Origin of the sequence: Nocardioides alpinus (assembly GCF_900112035.1) — a bacterium.
Classification (GTDB): Bacteria; Actinomycetota; Actinomycetes; order Propionibacteriales; family Nocardioidaceae; genus Nocardioides; species Nocardioides alpinus.
Map to the genome: position 1 here is coordinate 531,010 of NZ_FOKC01000001.1, position 25,365 is coordinate 556,374.

Below are 25,365 nucleotides of genomic sequence, written 5' to 3' on the forward strand. Positions count from 1 at the left end.
ACCCCACCCCGGAGGACCGACCCATGCCCGCAGACCACCCCGTCGAGCGCCGCGCCGTCCTGAGGACCGCAGCAGCAGCCTCCCTGGCCGGACCGTTCGCCGGCCTCGTGGCCGACCCCGCCGCGGCCGGCACCAAGCCCCGCACCGTCCCGCTCTTCCCCACCCCCGACGAGCGCGACGGCGTCGTACGGCTCCACGTGCCGGAGGGCTTCCGCTACCGCTCGTTCCACGACACCACCAGCACGGTGGTCCTCACCGACGGCACGGTGCTCCCCGGGCGGCACGACGGGATGGGGGCCTTCCCCGGGCCGGACGGCACCGTGGTCCTGGTGCGCAACCACGAGGTCAACGGCCCCGTGGGCGCCTTCGGCAAGGGGACGCCGTACGACACTGCGGCGGGCGGCGGCACGACGACCATCCAGGTCACGCGCACCGGCGAGGTCGTGCGCTCGTTCACCAGCCTCAACGGCACGATGATGAACTGCTCGGGCGGCGAGATGCCGTGGGGTGCGTGGGTGACCTGCGAGGAGACGGTCAACGGTCCGGACGTCGGTCCCGACTTCACCGGGGCTCCCAACACCCTGCTCACCCAGCCGCACGGCTACGTGTTCGAGGTCCCAGCCAACGTGTTCCCCGGAGAGGGTCAGGGGTCGCGGCAGCCGATCCGCTCGGCCGGACGCTTCGCCCACGAGGCCGTCTCCTACGACCCGGAGAGCGGCTACCTCTACCTCACCGAGGACGACTTCGGCTTCGCGTCGGGGTTCTACCGCTACAAGCCGCCGAGCGACCCGATGGTCGTCGGCCACCTCGAGGACGGCGGCACGCTCGAGATGCTCCGGATCGTCGGGATGCCGAACGCCCACCTCGAGGCCGCGCAGGTGCAGGGCGCGACCTACCTGACCGACTGGGTCCCGATCGAGGATGCGGACCCCGAGTTCCCCTACACGCCCGGCGAGATCGCCCCGACCACCAACGACACGGCGATCTCGTACGTCGCCCGCCAGGGGTGGGCCCAGGGGGCGGCCTACTTCTCCCGGCTGGAGGGCCAGGTGGCGCGGGCCGGGGTCGTCTACTTCACCTCGACCCAGGGCGGAGGGCCTCCCGAGGCCGGCAACACGACCGCCCCGAGCGGCTTCGGCAACGGGTTCGGACAGGTGTGGGCCTACCACCCCGGCACCGCCACCCTGCGGTGCGTCTTCCAGTCCTCGGGGCGGATGCAGCTCGACCTGCCGGACAACATCACGACCTCGCCGCGTGGCACCCTCGTGGTCTGCGAGGACAACTCCGACAGCAACTACATCCGAGGTCTGTCGCGGGACGGCCACCTCTGGAACATCGCCCTCAACCCGACCGACGACGAGTTCGCCGGGTCGACCTTCGGACCCGGCGGCCGGACCCTGTTCGTCAACATCCAGGCGGGTCGCGGTCGGACGTTCGCGATCTGGGGGCCGTGGCAGTCGATCGGGGTGTGAGGGCGTCTGGCTCAGTCGTCCTGCTCGGTCCGCAGCACGTCACCGGTCTGCGCGTCGACGTCGACGGTCATCGCGTTGGCGGTGTCCTCGTCGAGCTGGACCTCCCAGATCGCGACGCCGTTGTCCTCGGAGAGGTCGACGCCGGTCACGGTGCCCTGCATCTCGCCGAGCGCGGCCTCGATGGCCGCGAGGTAGTCGACGGACGCGCCCATCAGGAGCTCGGCCTCGGCAGCGTCGTCGGCGTCATCGTCGTTCGTGTCGTCGGCCACCGGTCCGCGGACCACCGTCGTCGCGTCGGGCCCGAGCTCGATGTCGTTCTCGACCCCGTCAGCCGTGACGATCGTGACGTCCCAGCCCTGGTCGTCGCGGTCGACCGAGAAGACGGTCCCGTCGATCTCGGCGAGCGCGGTCACCGCGGCGGTCTCGACGTCGCCCTCGACGGTGGCGGTCGCACCGTCGTCAGTGGTGCTGTCGCCGGTCGTGTCGTCGTCGGACGGCGTCGAGGACGCGGAGGCCGTCGGAGCCGCCACGTCGTCGTTGTCACCGTCGTCCCCGCCGCAGGCGACGAGGCCGAGGGCGAGCGGGGCGAGGACGGCGGCGGTGGCGAGGCGCGTACGGCGGCTGGTGCGGTTCATGGGGATTGCTCCTGTGTGATCGTCGTGGTGAGTACGACGTTCACTGTGCCGCCGGCCGCGCTAACGCCACTTCCGCGCAGGTTCAACAGTGGGTTAAGGCGTACGCCTCACTCGTGCATCGACCGCGGGATGCTGCTGTTGGCGACGCGGTTCTCGGCGTCGATCATCCAGGCGAGCTGCTCGATGCGCTCGAGGATGCCGTGGAGCATGTCGGCGCTGGTGGGGTCCTCGGCGTCGACCTCGTCGTGGATCCGACGGGCGGTGCCGGCGACGGCGTAGAGCGCAGCGGTGATCGCGTCGACGCAGTCAGCGGTGTCGATCTCGTCGGAGGGGAACTCCGAGAGCGTGGTCCGCGCAGCGACGGTCGCGGAGCGCGCGTCGGGCGTGACGTAGACGGCGCGCATGCGCTCGGCGATGTCGTCGGAGAAGCCGCGGGCCGCGTCGACGACCTCGTCGAGGGCCAGGTGCAGGTCGCGGAAGTTCTTGCCGACGACGTTCCAGTGGGCCTGCTTGCCCTGCAGGTGGAGGTCGGTGAGGTCGACGAGCATCTGCTGGAGGTGGTCGCCGAGCTGCTGCGAGGCCTGGAACGCGGGGTGGGCGGTGTGGGTGGTCTTGCGGGCGGTCTGGGTCATGTCATCCCTCTCTCGTCGGATGGAACGTCCTCCACCTAACACCCTTTTCTTGAATCATTCCAGTAAGGATCGCCTACCCTGAGGCAGCGCTCCAGAACGTCTCCAGCACGCCTGCGGAGTCGGGTCCGCCGAGCTCGACCTGGGTGAGGATCACCGACACGACGCGGTGGTGCGGATCGACGTACGCCGCCGTGCCCGTGCCGCCGACCCAGCCGTAGCGACCGATGACGTTCCACGGGTGGAGGACCTCGGTGTCGACGCCACCGCCGAACCCCCAGCCCTGGCCGTCGAGGAAGTAGCCGCCCATCTCACGGTGCTGCGCGGTCGTGTGGTCGATCGTCATCTGTCGCACCGCCTCCGCCTGCAGCAGCCCTCCGCCCTCGGCGAGCAGCATCCTGCCGAACGCCAGCCAGTCGTCGGCAGTCGTGACGAGTCCGCCCGCGCCGGAGGCGAACGCCGGCTCGCTGGCGAAGGCACCATCGGGCTCGTCGGTGACCTTCAGGCGTCCCTGCTCGTCGTGGCCGTAGAGCGTGGTGAACCGGTCGCGCTTCTCCGCCGGCACGTGGAAGGCGGTGTCGACCATGCCGAGCGGCTCGAGGAGTCGCGCGGCCATGAGGTCGGAGAACGTCTCGCCTGATGCGCGGGCGATCAGGACGCCGAGCACGTCGTACGACGCGTTGTACGTCCAGCCCTCCCCCGGCTGGTGCATCAACGGGATCTCGCCGAGCCGGCGCATCCACTCGTCGGGCGGCGGCACCGCGCCCACGTCCCGCTCCGCCTGCTTCAGGTCACGCATCAGCCGGGCGACCACAGGCGAGTCGAAGGTGGCGAAGCCGTGACCGGCGGTCGAGGCGAGCAGGTGGCGCGTGGTGATCGGTCGGACACCCGGCACGGTGTCGGCGAGCCCGCTGCCGGTCGTCCGCAGGACGCGCGGCTCGGCGAGCTCCGGGAGAAGGTCGTCGACGGGGCCGTCGAGCTCGAGACGCCCGTCCTCGACGAGCATCATCGTCAGCGCTGCGGTGAGCGGCTTGGTGATCGAGGCGCCGCGGAAGATCGAGTCGCGCCGCGTGCCTGTGCCGAGCGCGACCGACTCCACCTCGTCCCCGCGGGCGACGAGCGCCACCAGTCCGGGGATCTCGCCGGAGTCGACGTGGGGTCGCAGCGCTGCCTCGAGATCAGCCATGGCTTCGACGCTAGAGCAGTCCCTTGACGTACGCCGCCTGCCCGAGGTGCTGGAGGCAGTCGCCCTGGATTCTGACGAGGCGTACGCCGGCGGTGACCGGCGGGTCCCAGTTCTGGTCCACTTCTCGCTCGAGCTCCTTCTCGTCGACGGTCTCCAGGTAGCGCGCGGTCGCGAGCGTGACCTCGTGGTGGTAGTCCACGAGCAGCTGCGGGTCGGCGATCCGGATGGCATCGACCTGCTCGCTCGTGTGGCCGTAGCCGATGTCGTCGGTGTCGTTGTCCATCCCGAAGCGGTGCTGCCACTGGGCCCAGGCCTGCGGCTCGCCGGAGAGGCCCGAGATGTGGTGGTCCTGCACCCGGGCGAGGTGCCAGAGGAGCCAGCCGATCGGGTTGCCGGTGCCCCCGGGCCTGTGGTGAAGCTGGTCCTGTCCGAGGTCCTCGGCCACGTGGGCGTAGAGCTCGGTGATGCGGCCGAAGCCCTCGGTCAGCAGCCCACGGACATCCATGGCTGCGTCACTCCACCGGCGTCGCGGAACGGACCTGCGGGGTGCTCGACTCCTCGTCCTTGAGGCCGTCGATCTCCGCGAGAATGCGGGTGCGCTCCTCGTCGTCGAGGGAGACCTTGGCCTGCGCCAAACCCTCGTCGAGCTGCTGCGCGATGGTGCTGTCCTCCGCGCTGTACTGGTAGGAGCTCACCTGGTCGACGACGGCCTGAGCCGCCTCGATCGCTGCCTGCTGCGTCTCGTCAGTCATGCCTTCCACGCTAATCAGCGGGTGCGGGGACACAAGCCCCATCGGGGTGATGCCTCGTTGGTTGAGGAGGGACGAAGTCCCGTCACGAAACCCCCCAGCCCACGCCCCACCACCCACCGCCGCCGGTTGAGCAGGTCGCGCAGCGACCGTGTCGAAACCAAGGCCACCCACCCCCGCCGGTCGAGGAGAGCGCGCGACCGACGTACGCCCTACGCTGGCGCTGTGCGCAACCTCCCGCGGTCGACACCAATGAGCCAGGGCGTGGATGCCGCCGCCATTGCGGCGTTCGTGGACGCGGTCGACACGGATCCCGCCGTCGAGGTCCACGGACTGATGGTGCTGCGACACGGACAGGTCGTCGCGGAGGGCTGGTGGGCACCGCACACGGCGGAACGGACCAGGTTGCTCTACTCCATCAGCAAGAGCTTCACCTCGACCGCTCTGGCGTTCGCGCTGGACGAGGGGCTGGTTGACCTCGACGACACCGTGCTCCGGCACTTTCCGGAGTACGCCGATGAGGTGGGTGCGTCGCAGAGTGCGTCGATCACCCTGCGCCACCTTGCGTCGATGGCCGCCGGTCACCGCCACGACATGTGGCGGGAGGCCGTGGCGGGAGACCCCAAGGATCCGGTCCGCGGGTTCCTGCTCTCCCCGCCCGACGAGGCGCCCGGCAACGTCTTCGCCTACAGCCAGCCGTGCACCTACACGGTCGCGGCCGCGATCCAGCGCAGGTCTGGTCAGCGGCTCAGCGACTACCTCCGCCCGCGTCTCTTCGATCCGCTCGGCATCGGCGAGGTCGGCTGGCTCTGCTTCCCGCCCGGGCGTGAGCAGGGATTCAGCGGCCTCTTCGCCCGCACCGAGGACGTCGCCAAGCTGGGTCAGCTCTATCTGCAGCGCGGTCGCTGGGGCGACACGCAGCTGATCCCTGCTGCCTACGTCGACGACGCGACCTCGGTGCGCGTCACGACGGATGAAGGGAACCCCGACTGGAGCCAGGGCTACGGCTACTACTTCTGGATGTCGCGGCACGGCTACCGCGGGGACGGGGCATTCGGGCAGTTCTGCCTGGTCCTGCCCGAGCACGAGGCTGTGGTCGCCATCACCGGTGGCACCGAGGACATGCAGGCGGTGCTGGACCACGTATGGGAGCACCTGCTTCCGGGCCTGGATGCAGCTGCGATCGACGAGGATGCCCATGCCGACCTCCTCCGGCGGCTCACGACGCTCGGCCTGCCGCCCTGTCAGTCGGAGTCAGTGCCGGCACGAGCGGAGCACATAGACAGCGTGACGTTCTCGATGGCGAGCTCCTCCGTCGGCGCGACAGCGACGGCCTTTTCCTCGATCACCGTGGACGGCGCAGGCGACGGTCTCAGCGTCACGCTTCACGAGCGGGACAACGCGCTGACCTTTGGAGTAGGCGACGGCGAGTGGCTGGCGTCCGAGCCCCGCGACGCGCGCGCCGACGTCGTACCTGTGGCCGCATCGGGTGGCTGGATCGACGACGACACCTTTCGGGTCGAGGTGATCTTCCTGGAGACACCTCACCGCATCGACATCGACTGCTCGGTGTCGACCGGGACCGCGCTCGCGTCATGGCGCGGTACGCCGTTGGACGGCGGCAGGCTGAAGACCCTGCACCGTCCGCGCGACTAGGCTCGTTGCGTGATCGACTCGCTGCCTGAGCTGCTCGGGCGCGTGGCCACGCTGCTGTCCCGTCCGGGTCGACTGGTCATCGGAATCACCGGGGCGCCGGGTGCTGGCAAGTCGACGCTCGCCGAGGCGCTGCTCACGCGCCTGCGCGCCGATCTTGGCGACGAAGCGGTCGGTCACCTGCCGATGGACGGCTTCCACCTCGCCGACATCCAGCTCGACCGACTCGGACGCCGCGACCGCAAGGGCGCACCGGACACCTTCGACGTCGACGGCTACGTCGCCGCCCTGCAGCGCCTCCACTCGCAACCGGACCAGATGCTGTACGTCCCTGGTTTCGAGCGGGACCTCGAGCAGCCGATCGCCGCGGCGATCGCGATCCCGCCGTCCGCCCGGGTGGTCGTCACGGAAGGCAACTACCTCCTGCTGCCCGACGGCGGCTGGGAGCACGTACGACCACTGCTGGCCGAGGTGTGGTTTGTCGGGATCGACGACGGCATACGCCGTGAGCGGCTGGTACGGCGGCACGAGCAGTTCGGCAAGTCGACCGCGGCCGCCCGCGAGTGGGTAGAGCGGAGCGACGAGGCGAATGCCCGCATAGTAATCGCCAGGCGGCGCTCGGCCGACGTAATCGTTCATGTTGACAAGGTTCTCGTTCATCGCTGAATCACCCATCACACTGAGAAATGGCGCATACCGTGGGTGATCGCGGGTTACGGTCGGCTAACAGCGCCAAACCACCCAGCCCAGCGGATCGCTCTTGCGGGCAGCGAACCAGCAGGTCTTGCCCGGTCACAGGCCAAGGGCACTGAACCACCTAGTACCCAGGAGTCTGCATGGATGCCGAGATCCAGTTGATCAGCGACGGCGATGGCCTCGCGGTCATCGGTGAGCGCACCGCGGTCGAGCGCGTTCTGGCGGCCGAAGGGCTGCCATCAAGAGACCTCGGACTTCAACGGCTCGGCTCGGTGCTCGGTAGCAGCGCAGGAGTCACGCAAGCAGGATCAGAGATCGCCGCGAACTCGGGTCGCTGGGTGAAGTTGACGCAGGAGTCAGCAGAACTCGTTAAGAACAACGGTTTGCGCGAGAGCTCGAAGACAGGACTCAGCACCGGCGTCATCAGCGGAAAAAAGGCCAGATCAAGGGCTTCGTCGAGTTCGCCAAAACACCTGGTGCGGCACTGACCAACCCTGCGGTCCTGTCAGGCGCTGCCGGGATCATGACGCAGATGTCGATGCAGCAGGCCATGGACGAGATCACCGACTATCTCGCTGCGATCGACGAGAAATTGGACGACGTTCTTCGCGCGCAGAAGGACGCCGTGTTGTCGGACATGATTGGTGTCGACCTGGTCATCGAGGAGGCCATGACGATCCGCGAGGAGGTCGGGCGCGTCTCCGACGTCACTTGGTCGAAGGTGCAGGCAACGTCCATGACCATCGCCCGCACCCAGGCTTATGCCCTTCGGCAACTCGATGCGCTAGCCGAGAAGATCGAGCGCGAGACAAAGATCGGCGACCTTGCCGATGCCGCCAAGGACGCGGCGTCACGCGTCCAAGAATGGCTCACCGTGCTGGCACGCTGCTTCCAACTGCAAGACGCACTCGCCGTGCTCGAACTTGATCGAGTTCTAGACGCCTCGCACGAAGAACTCGACCGTCACCGGTCTGCACTCAAGACCGCGAGGCGCAACCGTTTGGAACTGATTGCGCGGAGCACCCAGCGCCTGATGGATCGTTTGGACAAGGCGGCGGGAACGGCCAACCTCAAAGTCCTCACGCATCCCACCACGTCACGGGCAGTGGTGAACTCCAGCAATCATGTCGCAGGTGCCCTCGTTGACCTCCACGGAGTTCTTGGGATTGAGGGTGGTCGAAGCGCCTTGGAGGCTAGGCGCTGGTCTGACGCAGCTACAGATGTGCGTGACAGTTCGATCAGAACTGCCATAGAAGGTGTCGGCACTGCGAGGCGCCTCGGCAGCGAGACCCGGGGTCGGACCATTTCGGCGACGAGCAGGCTCGCAGGACGAATTGGCGATCGTGCACCCAAGCGCCGGACCCGAGACGACGAAGACGCACACGGCGACTGAGCAGCGAGGAGTTGCGTCTAGACCATGCCTCCGGCTGGCGCTTGTCAGCCGATGCCCAGTTTGTTCGCGACCTGGTCGCCCGCCACCCGGCGTACGGTCTCCGGATCCCCCACCACGACGAGCTCGTCAGTCGCACGAGACATCCCGACGTAGAGCCGTTCACGAGCGCGGTCACGCGCGCCGTCCTCGTTGAGGCAGAGCACGACAGCGCGACGCTCGAGGCCCTTGCACCCGAGGACGTGACCGTAGAAGACGTCGTCGTCCCAGTAGGTGCTCCAGTAACCCTCCTGGTCGTGGAAGTCGGTGCGCTCGACCTGGACAGGGTGGCGGTGACCTGTCGTCAGGAGCGCCACGTTGCGCGGCTCCCACCCCGCTTCGAGCAGGGCGTCGACGGCGTCGTCAGCCGCCTCGAGGGCGTCTTCCTGTAAGGAGGAGACGAACCGCACGGCAGGTCCGTCGCCTCCGCGTGAGTACATCCTGCTTGGCGCCAACGGCCCGAAGGATTCATGGATCTGGCGTGTGTTTCGGAGGTTGTGGTCGAGCACGAGCGGCACCAAGGTGACCGGCGGGCGGCCGAAGCGGGCGAAGATCCGCTGGTTCTCGTCGGAGTAGACGTACAGCCCACCCTCCTCCTCGTCTCGCAGTGCCCGGAGCACCGGCGTCCACCACGGGTCGGCGAAGTCCTGCGCCTCGTCGACGATCACCGCGTCGAACTTGTGGTTGTCCGGTAGCGCTGCAGCGAGCTCAGCCATCTCGGCGGGAAGGCGCTCCTCCCAGAACTCGCTGTCCGTGCGGTCGCCCTCGGCCGCGCCCCACTGCTGGCCGAACGCGTGGAAGGTGCCGACGAAGGCGGGGCGGTGGCGACGATCCCATGTCGCGACCTGGCGACGGAGGTGCTCGGCGAGGCCGATCGAGTAGCAGAGGAGAGCGACACGTTGAGGCTTGCGGCCCTGCCCTCCTCTCGTCAGCTCCTTCGCCTGCTGGAGCGCGAGGACGGTCTTTCCGCTGCCGGCTCCGCCCCGCACCTCGACGCGGCGGAGCAGTCGGGTGACGTTCAGGATCGTGGCCTGCTCCATGGTCAGCCGGTCGAACTCCGCGGCCCGGTCGTCCGACTCGGCGTTGACGTCGTACGGCGTCGCGAAGCGGCCGGTGAGGATGCCGGTGATGACCTCGACGTCGTCGTGCGTCGGTGGCCTCTGGCCATGCAGCAGCTTGCGCGCGTTGTCGTGGACGCGGACGGTGATCTCGTCGAGATCTCCCTTGTCGTGCAACGCCCACCGCGGCAGCTCGGGGACGGTGAAGTCGGCGGCGAAGCTGGAGTAGGGCACGACCAGTCCGTGTCCCCAGCCGACGCGGCGAGAGGCGCCGCCGTCCTGGTGCTGCTCGACGTAGCGCTTGAGCGCGTGCTTGGCGGTGCGCACCTGGTCCACCGGGCGGATGCGCGTGTGGACTCCGCGCCGCATCGTCCACCACGAGTGCCCGTCTGCGTCGTCAGCCTCGACATGCACGCTGCCGCCCTTGACCTCGATCACCAGGATCCCGACCCTAGGCATGAGGACGACGAGATCTGCTTCGACGTCCTTCTCCATGTCGGTCAGCCGCAGGTTGGCCAACAGGACATCGTCGTCACCCAGGCTGTCACGGAGTCGCTCCCACACCTCGCGCTCCGAGGCCGTGGTGAAGGTCGGGCTCTCCGGGATCAGGCGCGGCATGTGAGCACCTCACCACCGATCGCATCGCGATGAAGGCTGAATGTGCTCACCGACCGGCCCCTGCCTCGTCCTCGTCGAAGAGCGCGAGCTGATCGACCTGCGCTCGCCGCACCGGGGCATCAACCATCATGCGGAGCCCAGCGCGCATGCGAGCGACGAGGTCACGCAAGTAGTCGAGTCGCGCTCGGATCATCTGCTCCTTGGCCCGCTGGCCCAGGTCGTGCGCTTCGCGCGCCTTGGTGCGAGCGTCGCGACGCCGCTGCTCGGTGATCCGGATCGCCTTGAGAAGCAGACCCGTGTCGTTGCGATAGATCCGCACCATCGCGGCCGGGCTCACCGACCCCCGCTGCTCGCGCTCGAGCTCGGCCATCACGGCGTACGCCGTCGCGAAGCGGCTGTGCGGCCGTCTCTTGGCGGGATCCTCCGATGCGGCCCGCAGGCGCTCACCCAGGTCCCGCGCCCAGACGTCGACCTGGCCGAGCACGCGTTGGATCTCGCCCTGGACGGCCACCGGCTGGGCCACGCCGAGCCCCAGCTCGCGGGTGACACTGATTCGCCGCTCGTGGAGCGTGAAGGTCAGCCCCCACTCAGCACGGTTGAGACGGTTGATCTCGGCCAGCGCGGCATCGGTGTTATCGACCTCGTCGAGGAGCATGCAGGAGAGCAGCACGCGCGGTGCGTGAGCGTTGACCGCCACCCAGACGACGTGCTCCTCGGTCAGCAGGCCTAGGTCGCCGTCGTCGTCCCACATAGGAGCGTCGTCATAGATGTCGGCGACGGCCAGGTCGACGAGCGACCGGATGTCTTTCACCGAGGACGAAACGAACAGGTCGTCGAGGTCCGCCTGCGTCGTGCCGGGCTGGGGCGGGACAGGGCGTACGGCACCCTCCGGCTCCAGTCCGCCGGCATCGAGGTAGACCGGGTGGAGCACGCCGTAGACCTCACGCAGGGCGTGGACGACCATCACGGCCGCACGGTCTGCCTCGCGGAGCTCGAGGTCGGCCCAGAAGTTGGTCTCACCCTCGGACCAGTCCTCCGTCTCGGGACGGCGGAAGCCGAGGTGGGCGAGGAAGCCCTCCTGGAGGACGTCGAGACTGCACTCGTCCGCAAGGTAGGCGTTGCTGACCGCCTCGACGCGCAGCATCTCTTCGCCGCCCGCCACCTGGCAGTATGGCGATGCACCCTGATTGTGCACCTGCGGCATCTCGACGACGATCGAGTCGTCTGCGTCCATCGCGGCCACGTGGTCTGCCAGTCGCTGGCGGAACTCCCGCCAGGCCGTCTCCACCGCGTCGTCCCAGCGACGCTCCAGTTTTTCACTCACGCTTCGACCCCTCAATGGATCGCCCCCGCGATCTCATATCTAGGACTGTAGGGATACCCACCGACAGGAGGAGCAGGGTGAATGGCGGCCCATCAACCGCGGGAGGCGCGACGGTGAGCCTCACGGGGCGAGTATGAGCTGCCTTACATAGCTGTGGGCAACCCGGTGAGAGGCGCCGGCGCCGTACACGCCAACGAAGTCTGGTGCAGGTCGATGATGGGATCTGCCCCTCCGAGCGGCAGATGGTCGCGCCAGCGCGACGCCAGATCGGTTAAGCGGCTGAGAGGCAACGCGCGACGCCTCAGTCCGTCGCCCGCACCCTGCGGGTGGCCGATGTAGGGCTCAGGTCGATGCTCACGGCGCGGCGAATCTCCTCCTGCTCGTCCGGGGCCAACTCCGAAAGCACCTCCAATAGCTCGGCCTGCCGAGGTTGACCGATCGTCATTCGGTACAGGCTGGTGGCCTCGACGAGTTGCTGGAGCTTGCCGATGTCCTGGCTCATGGGCAGGAGCGGCACAAGCCGCTGAATCTTCGCGTCACCGTCGAAGATCCATTCCGGGCGCATGCCGCCCTGGCCGTCATCGGCGAGGTGAAAGAGAGTCGTCCACGGGTCGTTCGACTCAACGACACGCGGATCCTCAAAGAACTTGGCGCCGATGTTCTTCCGTACTGCGTGATTCTTGTATCGGTGAACACGACCCTCACGCTGCTCTAAGTCCACAGGGTTGCCCGGAACGTTCCAATGCACGATCGCGTGGGCGTAGTGGTGGAAATCGAGTCCCTCCTGCCCGACGGACGTCGAGACCAGCACGAACGGCCGGAAGGGTGAGTTGAATGCGTGGCGGACATCCAATGGGTTCTCACCCTCTGCGGTCGCCCCCCGCGCTTGGCCGAAGCGCATGGCGAAGTGGGTCCTCAGCTCGCGCTTGTCCGCCTCACCTTCGCCTCCCATGTCATCGTAGAAGTCGCCGAAGCTGCGGCCATCCTTGAGTTGGAGGACGCTTTGGACGGTCTCGACGACCTTCTTGAGTGGCGCTTCGGCGGCGCGGCCGAGCCGGCATTGATCGGGCACGAGATGAAGCCACTCATCAAGCACGCTCCCGAGGCCTCCCTCGGCGCAGTGAATCAGGAGCCGCTCCCAGACGTCCTGGTCACGACTTCCCGAGAGGCGAACGATCTCCAGTGCCTCGGGTGCGTGGAAGAAGCTGGTGAGAGCCCAAGCGACCGCGCCGGCGGCCCGCCGTAGCTCATGGTCCGTGACCTCCGTGTCGAATCGACCGCGAAGACGTGCGAGTGACCGGAGGGAAGCCGCGGCAGGACCGGCGACGGCGATGTCCGTGAGCTTCTCAACTAGGTCGTCAGGCGGAGGGCCCCAATCCTCAACTGCATCCCGGCTGACAAGTAGTCGAGACCAGTGGTCATCCATGCCCTGTTGTTTGTCGCCCGCCCAGTCCTGGACGGTCAGGTGTGCCATCTCAGGGTCGAGCCAGAGCTGCGCGGCCGCGTACCAAATGTTGAGCGATGTGCCTGTCGTTGATGCGCGGGCGATCAACGGTTGAATCTTTTCCGAGATCTCGGCTGCGACGACGTTACGCATCGTCTCGAGTGGGAGAGGGAGCGAACGTCCGGATGACCTGGCGACATTGAGCGGGTCGCCCATCTTTGCCAAAGCCATGCACGGCAGAAGCAACGCCATAGAGGTGAAGCGTTCAGAAGCGTTCCTGCCCAGCGCAGGCGGGGTGAGTGGGCGGTACTGGTTTCGCCTTGACGCCTCGTAGGTCGTGCGTCTGTGGTGGCGCCGTTCGTATTCGTACGAGAGCAGCGACGCAACGGCCTTCGGGACGACACTCCAACTTGAGAAGACGAGTCGCTTCGTCAGGCCACCTGCGGCGGCGTACGGTCCCGCAAGTTCTGTTTGCGGGAGTGCCGGCGGGACCCAAAGGACGTCGAACGCACCCTCGCGGTCAAGGTCTTGGAGCATCCACCGCAGACGGCTGTTGCGCGGGTCGACTTCGTTGTAGTTGTCGATCTCACGGGCTGCAAGCATGTGGTCGCCTACCAGGGCCGTCCTCAGATCCGGCCGGTTGGGCAAAGCCGCGCGCATCCTCTTCTTGGCGGCGTACTCATCCATGAAGTTGTAGAGGTACGGGGCCGACTTCCAGTACTCGACCATGGAGGGAACCCGGTCGAGCATCTGCGCAATCTGATCGGTGGCGACGAACGACTGGACGTCGGTCTTCTGCACGGCGCACGTCGCATCGGTCGTTGCATCCAGCATGCCGTCACGATCCGGCGTGGCAGCCAGTCGCTCCGTCCTCACCATGACGCTGCCGAGCACCCGCTCGGTCGTGTCGCGAGCCGCGCCCAGGCGGCCTGCGTCTCGGTGACCCAAGATCCCCGAGCGAAGCTCCTCGAGCGAGCTCCGCAGTGACCCGATCTCCGAAGCCCTGTCTGCTCCCAGGAGGAATTCAATGGTGCTTAGGAACTGTTCGAAGTGACTCTCATCGTCATCGGCGGTCGTAAGCATCTTGTAGGGCGTCGCGGAAAGTAGGAGCACCCTGGCTTCGGGCTGATCGAGCAGCAGCCGGGCCAGGGCTCCTTCGGACCCGACGCCGTGGATGAGGTTGGTGAATCGCTGGAACTCGTCAAGGATTATGAGGTCGGGACTGAGCTGATGGATGCACACCTCGGCAAGCAGCCGGCGCAGTTGGCCGATGAACTTATTGCTTTGTCCAGGTTCGAGGGTGCGCCGACCGTCAGAGAGCCGGTCCAGTTGATCCCGCAACTTATGACGGCGCAGGCTCTTGGCCAGTGCTTTGACCACTTGGACGGGTGGTTGGAACTCGTCGAGCAACCGAAGTTCCCGCTCGAAGCGGGCCCTGGACGCTCCCCCTTGGAAGATCGTGACGGAGTGCTTGCGGCCGTAGAGGAGGTCTCCCCAGCCGACTTCCGTATGCTCGAGGAGTCTCCAGAGCATTGCTCGCTCGCCAACGCGCCCCGCCTGGTCGCCTAAGTCGAAGGACGTGCCCGGGGTGAGGGCGATCAGGTTCACGTGGCCAAGGCTCGCCAGGGTGGACGGCAGCATCGTTAACCGGTCCGCACGGCGGGGCGCTTCGCCCAAGCCAGAGAAGAGGTCGAGGTCCTGCAGATTCTGGCGGGCTATTTGTGCGTTCGAGCAGATGTAGACCACGTCGATCCGGTCGACGTCCCTGTCGTCCCACAGTCGCGTCACCGTCTCGGCAACCAGTGCGCGAGCAGTCTTCGTCTTGCCGAGGCCAACCTCATCAGCTACGAGAAATCGGCGCTGCCCTCCGTCGAACATGGCGCCGACGACCGCATCGACGGTGTCGAGCTGGAATCGCTTGTATCCGTCGGTCGCATTGGTGAGCCGCTCAGCCCAGTCCATCGGCAGCTTCCCGCGCGCCCTCACCCGATGGCATCCTTCCGCGCGTCGTACACGGCGTCCCAGAGCTCGCTGAACGACTGAGGCACCACGTCTCCGAACCTCTCATCCGCTCGCAGCGCTGTCAGCGTCTGGTCGAGCGACTCCAGCCGAGTCGGGTTGCGCGATGCAGTTGTGAGGAGATCTTCCAGAATTCGGTCGACCCTCACGTCGGCCACCCACCCACCGAAGAACCCACCCTCCCCTTCTCCGCCACCAGGACCGAAGCCGCTCACGAGCCCGAGCAGAGCGGCGAGGTAGCGAAGGAAGTCCTCCGGTGACTTGATCGCCTGGGCGATCACCGACTTGCGGCGGCTGGGCGGGTCGCCCTCGATGTCGGCGCGGACGAGCACGTTTCGGGTGCTTCCTTCAGCCTTAATCGTGATGACAACAAATGGGGTGATCTCCTCTTCGACCAACCCACCCCATGCCGCCTTGCCGTCCACAATCTCGGACGCTCGGGCGGCCAGAACGCTCAGGGGCCTCGCCGTGACAACGAGGGCATCGACGTTCAGCCAAGGATCAACCATGAGCACAGCACTCCACGGCCCGCCATCCATCTCCGGGCCAAGCGAGTAGACGATTTTGACGGCCTTTGATGCGATGTCGTAGGCGCGCGCATCGACTTCAGAGATGCCCTCCTCGGGATCGCTCGCTGCCTCGTCGTCTTCGGGGAGCTCGTGCGGTTCGACGATCCACGAAAGATCGTCCTTCCGCCCCCTCTTGTTGATGACGGCGTCCACTCCAACGACGCCCTTAGGCCCGGTCAACTCGACCAAGATATCGACGTTGGCGCCGAACGCCCCTCCGGTGAGGTTTGCCGATCCCAACCAGGCCGTCGCCAACTGTCCGTGATCCTGCACGTAAAACTTGGCGTGCAGTCCGCGCATGCTTGGAACGGCGACTGTGCTGTCCGTTTCTGACGCGACGTCGGAGTCCTCGCCCATCGTGGCGAATGCATCCAGATCATCCTGAGCGTTGAGGAGTGCGTCCTTGACTCGGTAGACCTCGTGAAGCCCGCGAAGCGAAGCTGCCTGGGCGTTGAGCGCTCCCGGACGGGAGACGATCACCTTTCGTTTGGCGGTCGGCTTGAAGTAGGCGGTGAGGGCGTCCCTTGTTAGGAATGGGGAGACAGCAAGCGCAGCGTCGTAGCTACTGCGGAAGGGCGACCGTCGAAATCCGTCGATGAGTGGAACGAACTTCCCAGCGGTGAAGGGATGCGGCACGGAGAGGGATGTTTGAGCGAGCGACTGGCTGAGGGAGTTGACAAGGTCTTGTTGGCGCTGGGAGAGGTCGCGGGCGGCTTGCCTTGGCAGCGATTCAAGGAAGTCGAGGATGCCTTGATTGTCCATCACGGCGTCCGCTGAGGGGTCCTCGTCCAGGCGCACGATGACGTCCCACGCCTTGTCGAACGTGAGATTGCGGCTCATGACGAGGACACGGTGGAGCACGGTGTCACTGCCGGTGAACCGAACGATCCAGACCTTTGGGTGGAATATGCCCCCGCCGGGCTTCTTCACCTCGACCAAAGTGTCTTCGATCAGGGTGTGAGCAGAGCGGTAGTGGGACGGCACGCTGACGGCGCCAGCCTGGCAGAAGAGGACAGTGCGCTCGGAGTAGCGCCGGATTGTTTCGAGTAGATCGGCGGGTTCGGCGCCTTCGGTCATCGCGTCGAAGCTCGCTGCGACGGGGATGGTGAGGAGCGCGGTCAGGTCGAGTGTGAAGGTGGTGCCGACGGCTATGTCGATTTCCATCCCCTGCGGGGGCCGCAACGCGTCCAAGAGGAGAGCGGTTTGGTCGAGGCGGAGCATCAGTCCACCACCGAATCGTCGTCGACCGAGTTCGGCGCTTGCACCCGAGGCGTGCCCAGGCCCCGGTGAATGTCGTCGAGCAGGCGCCGGGTCGGCGCCCAGTTGTAGTCCATCCTGAAATAGCCGGAGTCGCCCTCCCAGCTGCGTAGTCTGTCGAGCTGAACAAGCCGTGCCCGGCCTGGCTTCAGCGAGGCCTCGCGTCGAGTAATCGTCGCTTCAGCGGCTGCGTCCGCGAGGAGATCGCTGCTTGCTTGGACGTTGTGGAGCCAGCGGCGCAGGAAGCCGATCGTGAGTGCCCAGCGCATCCGGGCTGGTTGCGATGCGTGCACGTCGTCGAGTCGCCCCCGTGCCCATGCATCCAGCTCGTTCAGGCGGTCGAGACCGGGGAGGAGCTCAAGGTCCTGCGTCCAGTCCTTCATTGCGTCTTCGTACTTGGCGACGAGCCTGCTCTTCTGCTCGCTGTCGTCGGGGCGTCCAACCGCGCAGAGGTAGTTGTAGAGGATGCGAGCACCGAAGACGAGGTAGTCAGCGTCACGACCCAATTCCATGGCCTCGGCGGTCTTGCCCGGGAATTGATCGGCTTGCGGATGGTTCCAGATGCTCTTGAGGTTCTCGACCCACTCATTCCGGTCTGGGTCGAGGAGCCACGTCACGAGGGACCGAGACTCGTCCGCCTCGCGATCTGAGAGCAGGAATCGGTCACGGAGCCATGTGGCCTCTTCGGGGCTGAGATCAAACCCACCGAATGATTCATCGGCGTCGGGCACATCGGCCCACATCTCCAGTGCTGCGGCTGCCTGCGTGTCTTCGTCCTCGGAATGAAACATTGTGCGCTTGGCGTGGGCGGCACGCTCCGCGGCGAAGGTGGCGTAGTAGTCCCAGATCGAACCCTTGGCCTTGTAGATCCTGAGCTGGCGCAGCAGGCCCCAATAGCTGCCGCTCGGCATCTGCTTGGTCTCACTACCCATGGTGTAGCCGATGATTCCCTTGCTGCGCAGGTGCGGTTCGTAGTGACGACGCAGCAGGGAGATGCGATCGCCCTCCGCCTTCCTCGCTGCTTTGGACAAAGCGTCGGCGGTGGAACCGCGGAGTCCGGCGAAGTCGCGCGGGAGAAAGAGCAGGTATTTGGCCCGGGTGTGCAGGACCGTGTGGCCCGGGAAGAGCACGCCCGAGATCAGGTCTCGAAGGATGCCCATGCCAAGCTCATCGACCGTGCCCTGCTGGGAAAGTGCCGCCATCAACAACTGCGTGCGCTCTTGCTGATCCTGATCAAAATTCAGCCAAGCAACCTGACTACCCGCCACTACAGCCCCCTGAGACTCGGTATGCGAACAATCGATAACAACACTAGCGCCGAACGCGGCCAGCGCCGTAGGGCACCACTCAGCCTTCCGCCGCTTACCGGGACGTACTGGGAACGAGGCGCCTCGCGCAGCATTTACGCCTCCTCGAGAAGCAAGTCATGTACGATAAGCGGGGGAAATAGGAGATGTCTGTTCACAGCGTCCATCCGCCAGTTGAATCCGTGATTGGATTCCCCGCCAGTAATAGTACGCTTGAACGACAGCTCGAGAACCACCTTGCCCGCCTGGATGAGCGGCCCCAGATTCGCGACCATTGGGTCGCGTGTAAATTGGGCCTTGACATAGTGGAACTCCTCATTGAGGACGTTAGTCCTCCTACTGATCGCGCCCACCCAATAAGTCTTAGGGTGTTTCTCCAACAAGCGTTCCTCGAGGACCTCGAGGTCCCAGCGAAACAAGACCTCGGCATGCGATCCGAGCCGCCTCCCCACTAACTCCACCACTCGCTCAGAGTCTGGAACACGCAAAAACATGCCCTGCGAATTTGGCGTTGCACTTTGCGTGTTGGCGAGCCGCCAATGCGCGCCCTTTCCAACGTAACCGTACTTGTTGAGCACGTCGGCCGCCCGCATAGGACTAATCGTCCAATCAGGTTTCTCGCCAAACAGTACTACCTTACTTGAATGTCGTCCTGTTCGTGAGATGCGCGAGCCCTTGACCTCTATTTCCTCATCAATATCTGGAGTCTTGCGGTTGTTCCGTTCTATGCTCAGCAGCGCCTCAAGAAGCACCCCTACCGAATTGGGGGCATTCCCGGCTGACTCAATAAAGCCGCGCCGCGAAATCTCGCACAATTGAGCCAGAACGCGCGCCGCTTTCTCGTCTGACTTTTTATGAGTGAGCAGTGAATGAAGCGGAGATCCGATTACGTGCCGTGAGGCAAAGGTCGTCTCGTCCGAGACGTTGACCAGATACAACTGCCCCTCTGGGAGCGCGAATATCGCCAGGAGGTTGCCAGACCCTGCATACTTGGGCAGGCTCCACGCAGCGCCGCGGTTGACCAAAACCCAGAGGCGCGGATCGGGTTTCGACGGAGGTTTGTATAGGTTGATCTTCGTCGGCACCACCGAATCGTCAAGCACAACACCAAGATCGATTCTACGATGCTCGCCTTGCAGCTGCAGTCCATAGTCGTGGATGTCCCTAGCCCGAAGAAAGGTGCGCACCTGCCTAGTCGCATCGATTATTCCCTTCTCCACTGCGTTCTCGGTCATGACTACATACGTTGCTTCCACGCCGAACTCCGCGAAGGCCACGATTGCTTGGTCAATTGGAAAGTCTGATGAGCTAAGCACGGACTTAAGCTACGTGCACCTTGCTCGGGTCGCTGCCAGATCGGCGGATTGGCAGTTGGGCGATACCATGGCGGGATGCCAGACGGTCGCGACCGGCCCACGCCCGCAGTGACCGCTTTGATGCGTCGCTTCAGATCGAGGGACACGCTTCCCGAGGTTGAGGTGCGACGAGCGCTCCATGCCAGCGGCCTGCGTTTCAGACTTCACACTGCCGTCCCAGAGCACCCTCGACGGACCATCGACGTAGCCTTCCCGAGGCAAAAGGTCGCGGTCTTTATTGACGGCTGCTACTGGCACGCGTGCCCCGAGCACGGAAAGGTGCCAGCTCGGAACGCCGGCTGGTGGGCCGAGAAGCTCCGGCGCAATGTTGAGCGTGACATGGAGACGAATGTCACTTTGAGGCGAAATGGATGGACAGTCATCCGAGTCTGGGAGCATGAGCATCCCGCAGCGGTGGCCGAGCAAGTCGGCCGGGCAGTTCGGGGCGCGAAGTAGTTCCTTCTGACAGAGGTAAAGAGTTCTCCAACGGTGACCCGATCGTCCACGTAGCCTCGGTGCGTGCTGAGCAACGCTACGTTCCAGATCGAACGCGCCCTGAACTACTTCGCCGACCATGACCTCGAGGTGGGGTTCCTCTCCCCCACTGCCACTGGGCTTGAGAAAAGCATCATGGACGCCCATGGAGACCTTCGCGCCTTCCTGCGAGATGCCGGAGTGCACGACTTCGACTCGCAGGGTCAGGGACCGGAAGCCAAGGTGATCGTTGAAGCGACATTCCTTGGCGATCTTGAGGCACCAGACACCTCCGTGTCCCTATACCGTCCTCGCACTAAGGCTGGCGATCCGCGGATCTGGGTCCGCGGACTGCGGGAATGGGCCACGCCCGGGAATCTGCTGGCACTGTTCGTGATCGACCAGCACCTTTACATCACCAACCTGTCGGACCCTTCGGTCTGGGAGGCCCGCGAAGACCCGGACTCGCCGCTCGGCGCGGTAGTCTGCGGCTTCGCGAGTGAGGAAGACATCGTCGCCGACGAGCTGCTTGGAAAACTGCGCGGGATCGCTCGCATGGGATGGGTAGCCAGTCAACGTGTGGGTGATACCGGCATCGGCTTTACCCTTGAGAGCCTTCTCGGAATTGCGGCCAACTCGAGCCGCTCTCCCGATTACAAGGGGATCGAGCTGAAGTCCGCACGCAGAGCCGGCGGGCGCAACAACCTCTTTGCAAAGACCCCCGACTGGTCGCGGTCGCCTGTCTCCCGTACTGCTGACCTTCTTGCGCAGCACGGCTACTACGCGTCCGCGAAGGACCGGCGCCAGTTATTCGCAACCGTCTACGCGACACATGCGACCCCTGCTGGCTTCTCGCTCGATGCCGGCGACGCCGATACGTGGCTTACCCGCTCGGGCAAGAACCTCGCGGTGTGGTCCAACGCAGAGCTTCGCCAATCGTTGCAAGCCAAGCACGCCAGCACATTCTGGGTGAAGGCAACCTCGAGACTTGCACCGGACGGTACCGAAGAATTTCTCTTCGACTCGGTTCGCTATACACGCTCACCGCTGGTGAGTGCCTTCGTGCCGTTGGTGCGTGCAGGCGGCATCACAGTCGATTTAACCTGCTTTGAACAGGACGGAGGAGCCGCGAAAGACAAGGGCTACCTCTGGAAGGTCACGCAGACCTCCTTCGGCTCACTCTTCCCAAAGCCTGCAGAGTTCGTCCTCTAGCGTTCGCCAACAACCTTGAGGATATGCTCGCCAACCGTCCTGCCGAGCGCCACAGGTACCGCGTTGCCAATCTGCGTGTACTTCGGAACCTCGCGGGTCCAGTCACCGATTGACGGGTCACCCGCGCGGCGCCTGCCGCCGGTGGTGCGCTTGCCGGCAAACTCGTACCAGTCCGGGAAGGTTTGAATCCGAGCCCACTCGCGAACTGTCGGGACCCGCGGCTGTGAGAAGTGGACGTAGTCATCGGCCAGAGAAGTGGCCGTGATGTTCGGGCCACCCGGGCCCCACCTATCGGGGATCACCCGTTGTGCGAACTTCTTGGTCTGCATTTCTGCTGGGATCTCACCGTTGTGCCGCAGCATGTACTCGAACTTCGCAAGGATGTGCGGCGCGTGCTTTCCGTACTCGTGCTCTGTGAGCGTGGCGCCCTTAGCGAGGAGCTCTCCCGTGGGAAGCGTACGCATCAATCGCTGAGCCGCGGTACGCGCGGGCACTAGATACTGCGTGGTGGATCCACCAGGCCGCCACTGCGGGTCAACCAGATCGCCGAGGAAGTCGATTGGATCTGGCGCCGCACCGACGCTCTCCGGCAACAGGCCACCCGCAGCCTTCGAGAGAACTGGCGAGAAGGGGAGGTCGGATCGAACTCCAACAAGAAGCACCCGAGGACGGTTCTGAGGCACCCCGTAGTCCTTGGCTGAAATGAGCTTCCAACCCAGCTGGTAATGGAGCTCGACACCGTCTCTGACGACACGGAGCTTCCGGAAGGCTGCCTGAACGTCCTCCCATATCTCGCCCCTATCACCTCCGGGCGTCCATCGGGCCGAAAGCAATCCCTTCACGTTCTCGAAGAGGAAGGCCTTCGGAGCAACGCGCTCCACGACCTTTGCCATCTCGCGATAAAGGTGATTGCTGGGGATCTCGTCCTTCGTAACAACAAAGCTCCGGCGGTGGCCGATCCCGCTGTAACCCTGACATGGCGGCCCGCCTGCTACGAGCGTCACGTCCCCGTGTTCGCGGTGCAGGCGGTTCGCGAGAGCGTCAAGCTCAGCACCCTGCTGCGTGATCTCCAGAATGTCATTGGAGTGGTTCTGGCGCTCCTTCAAGGAGGTGTCTGAGCGGTTCAGCAAATAGGTCGAGAGGGCATCCTGATGCAACTCGTTCACGAAGATCGTCTCGAATCCGGCCTGCTCCAGACCGAGTCCGAGTCCGCCGCAACCAGCGAAGAGATCAATAACTGTTGGCTTCATGCTGTTCCTGACCCGACCCCAACTCCCGGTTCAACCGGCTAATGAATGCAGCGTGTCAGGGTCCACTGACAGTGGACCCTGACACGAGGTGACTCAGCTACAACCCGAGGTGCTCCCGCAGCCCTCGCACACGTAGCACGAGCCGGCCGGCCGCATCTTCGTGCCGCAGGTCATGCAGAGCGGCGAGTCAACGGCGGTGCCGGTCAGCTTCTCGAAGAGCTCAGCGGTGGTCTTGGCCTCGACGGGGGCCGGCTTGATCGACGCCTCGACGATGTCGGCGTCGACGACCTCGGCTTCGACACGGGCTCGTTCCTCGCCCTGCTCAACCAGCGGGGAGGAGGAGCCCTCCACGAGCTCGGCCGCGGAGCCGGTCTCCTCGACGAGCGGCTCGTAGGAGCCGGTCTCGAGGTGACGCTGACGCTCGTCGGCGGAGTAGATGCCCAGGGCGGCGCGGTCCTCGAAGGTGAGGTAGTCGAGGGCCAGGCGGCGCCAGACGTAGTCCATCAGCGACTGCGCCATGCGGACGTCCGGGTCGTCGGTGAGGCCGGCGGGCTCGAAGCGCAGGTTGGTGAACTTCGAGACGTACGTCTCCAGCGGGACGCCGTACTGCAGGCCGATCGACACCGCGATCGAGAAGGCGTCCATCACGCCGGCCAGGGTCGAGCCCTGCTTGCCGAGCTTGAGGAAGACCTCGCCGAGCTGGCCGTCGTCGTGGGCGCCGGAGGTCATGTAGCCCTCGGCACCGCCGACGGTGAACGACGTCGTACGCGAGACGCGCGACTTCGGCAGGCGCTTGCGGACCGGGGCGTAGACGACCTTCTCCACGACCTTGGTCTCGACCGCCGAGGCAGCGTCGGCCGCGTCCTTGGCGTCCTTCTTGGCCTTGCCGCCACCATCGGAGAGCGGCTGGCCGACCTTGCAGTTGTCGCGGTAGACCGCGGTCGCCTTGAGGCCGAGCTTCCACGACTGGAGGTAGACGTCCTCGATCTCCTCGACCGTGGCGTTCTCCGGCAGGTTGACCGTCTTGGAGATCGCGCCGGACAGGAACGGCTGCGCCGCCGCCATCATCCGCACGTGGCCCATCGGCTTGAGCGAGCGAGCACCCATCGCGGTGTCGAAGATCTCGTAGTGCTCGAGCTTGAGGCCCGGGGCGTCGATGACGTGACCGTGCTCGCCGATGTAGGCGACGATCGCCTCGACCTGCTCGGGCTGGTAGCCGAGCTTGCGCAGCGCGCGTGGGATCGTCTGGTTGACGATCTGCATCGAGCCGCCGCCGACGAGCTTCTTGAACTTCACCAGGGAGAAGTCGGGCTCGATGCCGGTGGTGTCGCAGTCCATCATGAAGCCGATGGTGCCGGTCGGCGCGAGCACCGAGGCCTGCGCGTTGCGGAAGCCGTTGTCCTCACCGGTGGCGATCACGTCGGCCCACGCCTTGGTGGCCAGCTTGTGCACGCGGCCGTCCTCGGTGTGCAGCACGCGTACGACGTCGTTGGCCGCCTGGTGCTTGCGCATCACGCGCTTGTGGGCGTCGGCGTTGCGGGCGTAGCCGGCGTACGGGCCGACGATGCCCGCGAGCTCGGCGGAGCGCTTGTACGACGTACCGGTCATGAGCGACGTGAGCGCGGCAGCCATCGAGCGGCCACCCTCGGAGTCGTAGCCCAGGCCCATCGCCATCAGCAGCGCGCCGAGGTTGGCGTAGCCGATGCCGAGCTGGCGGTAGTCGCGGGTGGTCTGGCCGATCGGCTCGGTCGGGAAGTCGGCGAAGCAGATCGAGATGTCCATCGCGGTGATGATGAACTCGACGGCCTTCGCGAAGAGGGCGGCGTCGAAGGTGTCGTCGTCCTTGAGGAACTTCAGCAGGTTGAGCGACGCCAGGTTGCACGACGAGTTGTCGAGCGACATGTACTCCGAGCACGGGTTGGACGCGGTGATGCGGCCGGTCTCGGGGTTGGTGTGCCAGTCGTTGATCGTGTCGTCGTACTGCAGGCCCGGGTCGGCGCAGGCCCAGGCGGCCTCGCTGATCTTGCGGAACAGGCCGCGGGCGTCGACGGTCTCGATGACCTCGCCGGTGCCGCGCGAGCGGAGGCCGAACTCGCCGCCGTCCTCGACGGCGCGCATGAACTCGTCGCTGACGCGCACCGAGTTGTTGGCGTTCTGGTACTGGACAGAGGTGATGTCGGCGCCACCGAGGTCCATGTCGAAGCCGGCGTCGCGGAGGGCGCGGATCTTGTCCTCCTCCTTGGCCTTCGTCATCACGAACTCTTCGATGTCCGGGTGGTCGACGTCGAGGACGACCATCTTGGCCGCACGACGCGTGGCGCCGCCCGACTTGATGGTGCCCGCGGACGCGTCGGCGCCGCGCATGAAGGAGACCGGACCCGACGCCGTACCGCCGCTGGAGAGCAGCTCCTTCGACGAGCGGATGCGGGAGAGGTTGAGGCCGGCACCGGAGCCGCCCTTGAAGATGAAGCCCTCCTCCTTGTACCAGTTGAGGATCGAGTCCATCGAGTCATCCACGGAGAGGATGAAACAGGCCGAGACCTGCTGCGGCGACGGGGTGCCGACGTTGAACCAGACGGGCGAGTTGAAGGAGAAGTACTGGTTGACGAGCAGCCAGGTCAGCTCGTGCTCGAAGACCTCGGCGTCGCCGTCGGTCGAGAAGTAGCCGTGGTCGATTCCGGCCTTGGTGTAGGTCTTCACGACCCGGTCGATGAGCTGCTTGAGGCTCCACTCGCGTACGTCGGTGCCGACCGCGCCGCGGAAGTACTTGGTCGTGACGATGGTGGAGGCGTTGACCGACCAGAAGTCGGGGAACTCCACGCCGCGCTGCTCGAAGACGGTCTCGCCGGTCTTCCAGTTCTGCTGGACGACGTCGCGACGCTCCCACGTGATGGCGTCGTAGGGGTGGGTGCCTTCGGTGCTGAAGACACGCTCCATCGTCAGGCCCTTGCCCTTCGATGCGCCCTTGGCGCTCGTGCTCACCGTCTCGGTCATGCGACTTCCTCTTATCCCTGGTGGTTGGTGGTGCT

Annotated in this window: 20 protein-coding genes; 7 read left to right on the forward strand and 13 right to left on the reverse strand. The window is 65.5% G+C overall.

The window, feature by feature from the left end; translation table 11 throughout:
* Positions 1 to 23: 23 nt before the first annotated feature.
* Positions 24 to 1,472 (forward strand): PhoX family protein, encoded by a 1,449-nt coding sequence (locus BM127_RS02595; protein WP_091193862.1) that lies wholly within the window; start codon positions 24 to 26, stop codon positions 1,470 to 1,472.
* Between the two features lie 11 nt (positions 1,473 to 1,483).
* On the opposite strand, the gene BM127_RS02600 is transcribed toward BM127_RS02595, so the two are convergent.
* From BM127_RS02600 to BM127_RS02620, 5 genes are all read right to left on the reverse strand, one after another.
* Positions 1,484 to 2,107 carry a PepSY domain-containing protein gene (locus tag BM127_RS02600; RefSeq protein WP_091193865.1) on the reverse strand — a complete coding sequence of 208 codons (624 nt, stop codon included), beginning with the start codon at positions 2,105 to 2,107 and terminating at the stop codon, positions 1,484 to 1,486.
* 107 nt (positions 2,108 to 2,214) lie between these two features.
* Entirely contained in the window at positions 2,215 to 2,739 is a 525-nt protein-coding gene (locus BM127_RS02605) for a Dps family protein (RefSeq protein ID WP_091193868.1), read from the reverse strand.
* Positions 2,740 to 2,812: 73 nt separating this feature from the next.
* Positions 2,813 to 3,922, reverse strand: coding sequence for a serine hydrolase domain-containing protein (locus BM127_RS02610; protein ID WP_091193870.1), 1,110 nt, complete (start codon positions 3,920 to 3,922; stop codon positions 2,813 to 2,815).
* 10 nt (positions 3,923 to 3,932) lie between these two features.
* A complete protein-coding gene (locus BM127_RS02615) occupies positions 3,933 to 4,427 on the reverse strand; it encodes a mycothiol transferase (RefSeq protein ID WP_091193871.1) in 495 nt (164 codons plus the stop codon).
* Positions 4,428 to 4,434: 7 nt separating this feature from the next.
* A complete protein-coding gene (locus BM127_RS02620) occupies positions 4,435 to 4,674 on the reverse strand; it encodes a hypothetical protein (protein WP_139227580.1) in 240 nt (79 codons plus the stop codon).
* A gap of 261 nt (positions 4,675 to 4,935) precedes the next feature.
* Between BM127_RS02620 and BM127_RS02625 the strand changes: the two genes are divergently transcribed.
* The 4 genes from BM127_RS02625 to BM127_RS02635 all read left to right on the forward strand — a co-directional run bounded on the left by BM127_RS02625 (position 4,936) and on the right by BM127_RS02635 (position 8,413).
* Positions 4,936 to 6,327 (forward strand): serine hydrolase domain-containing protein, encoded by a 1,392-nt coding sequence (locus BM127_RS02625; protein ID WP_231263109.1) that lies wholly within the window; start codon positions 4,936 to 4,938, stop codon positions 6,325 to 6,327.
* 9 nt (positions 6,328 to 6,336) lie between these two features.
* A complete protein-coding gene (locus tag BM127_RS02630) occupies positions 6,337 to 6,990 on the forward strand; it encodes a nucleoside/nucleotide kinase family protein (protein ID WP_091193879.1) in 654 nt (217 codons plus the stop codon).
* 170 nt (positions 6,991 to 7,160) lie between these two features.
* Positions 7,161 to 7,508 (forward strand): hypothetical protein, encoded by a 348-nt coding sequence (locus BM127_RS22485; protein WP_198554473.1) that lies wholly within the window; start codon positions 7,161 to 7,163, stop codon positions 7,506 to 7,508.
* 44 nt (positions 7,509 to 7,552) lie between these two features.
* Positions 7,553 to 8,413, forward strand: coding sequence for a hypothetical protein (locus tag BM127_RS02635; protein ID WP_198554474.1), 861 nt, complete (start codon positions 7,553 to 7,555; stop codon positions 8,411 to 8,413).
* A 44-nt stretch (positions 8,414 to 8,457) separates the two neighbouring features.
* On the opposite strand, the gene BM127_RS02640 is transcribed toward BM127_RS02635, so the two are convergent.
* The 6 genes from BM127_RS02640 to BM127_RS02665 all read right to left on the reverse strand — a co-directional run bounded on the left by BM127_RS02640 (position 8,458) and on the right by BM127_RS02665 (position 19,322).
* Positions 8,458 to 10,125 carry a nuclease-related domain-containing DEAD/DEAH box helicase gene (locus tag BM127_RS02640; RefSeq protein ID WP_091193881.1) on the reverse strand — a complete coding sequence of 556 codons (1,668 nt, stop codon included), beginning with the start codon at positions 10,123 to 10,125 and terminating at the stop codon, positions 8,458 to 8,460.
* A 46-nt stretch (positions 10,126 to 10,171) separates the two neighbouring features.
* Positions 10,172 to 11,449, reverse strand: coding sequence for a TY-Chap domain-containing protein (locus BM127_RS02645; protein WP_139227582.1), 1,278 nt, complete (start codon positions 11,447 to 11,449; stop codon positions 10,172 to 10,174).
* Between the two features lie 301 nt (positions 11,450 to 11,750).
* Positions 11,751 to 14,855 (reverse strand): helicase-related protein, encoded by a 3,105-nt coding sequence (locus tag BM127_RS02650; protein WP_139227584.1) that lies wholly within the window; start codon positions 14,853 to 14,855, stop codon positions 11,751 to 11,753.
* Between the two features lie 20 nt (positions 14,856 to 14,875).
* Positions 14,876 to 16,702, reverse strand: a complete 1,827-nt coding sequence (locus tag BM127_RS02655) for a phospholipase D-like domain-containing protein (RefSeq protein ID WP_091193889.1) — start codon at positions 16,700 to 16,702, stop codon at positions 14,876 to 14,878.
* Positions 16,702 to 18,006: a DUF6361 family protein gene (locus BM127_RS02660; protein ID WP_091193892.1), complete on the reverse strand. Its 1,305-nt coding sequence runs from the start codon at positions 18,004 to 18,006 to the stop codon at positions 16,702 to 16,704. Before BM127_RS02660 ends, BM127_RS02655 begins: the two co-directional genes overlap by 1 nt.
* 134 nt (positions 18,007 to 18,140) lie before the next feature.
* Positions 18,141 to 19,322 (reverse strand): MvaI/BcnI family restriction endonuclease, encoded by a 1,182-nt coding sequence (locus BM127_RS02665; RefSeq protein ID WP_091193894.1) that lies wholly within the window; start codon positions 19,320 to 19,322, stop codon positions 18,141 to 18,143.
* Positions 19,323 to 19,481: 159 nt separating this feature from the next.
* On the opposite strand from BM127_RS02665, the gene BM127_RS02670 reads away from it, so the two are divergent.
* Entirely contained in the window at positions 19,482 to 19,856 is a 375-nt protein-coding gene (locus BM127_RS02670) for a very short patch repair endonuclease (RefSeq protein ID WP_091195384.1), read from the forward strand.
* 63 nt (positions 19,857 to 19,919) lie between these two features.
* The gene (locus tag BM127_RS02675; protein ID WP_091193897.1) at positions 19,920 to 21,086 is read left to right on the forward strand and encodes an MvaI/BcnI family restriction endonuclease; all 1,167 of its coding nucleotides are present in this window, start codon (positions 19,920 to 19,922) and stop codon (positions 21,084 to 21,086) included.
* Here BM127_RS02675 and BM127_RS02680 read toward each other — a convergent pair.
* Together BM127_RS02680 and BM127_RS02685 are read right to left on the reverse strand one after the other, a co-directional pair.
* Positions 21,083 to 22,336: a DNA cytosine methyltransferase gene (locus BM127_RS02680; RefSeq protein ID WP_091193900.1), complete on the reverse strand. Its 1,254-nt coding sequence runs from the start codon at positions 22,334 to 22,336 to the stop codon at positions 21,083 to 21,085. The two genes, BM127_RS02675 and BM127_RS02680, sit on opposite strands and share 4 nt — an antisense overlap.
* 93 nt (positions 22,337 to 22,429) lie before the next feature.
* Entirely contained in the window at positions 22,430 to 25,330 is a 2,901-nt protein-coding gene (locus BM127_RS02685) for a vitamin B12-dependent ribonucleotide reductase (protein WP_091193902.1), read from the reverse strand.
* Positions 25,331 to 25,365 lie beyond the last annotated feature (35 nt).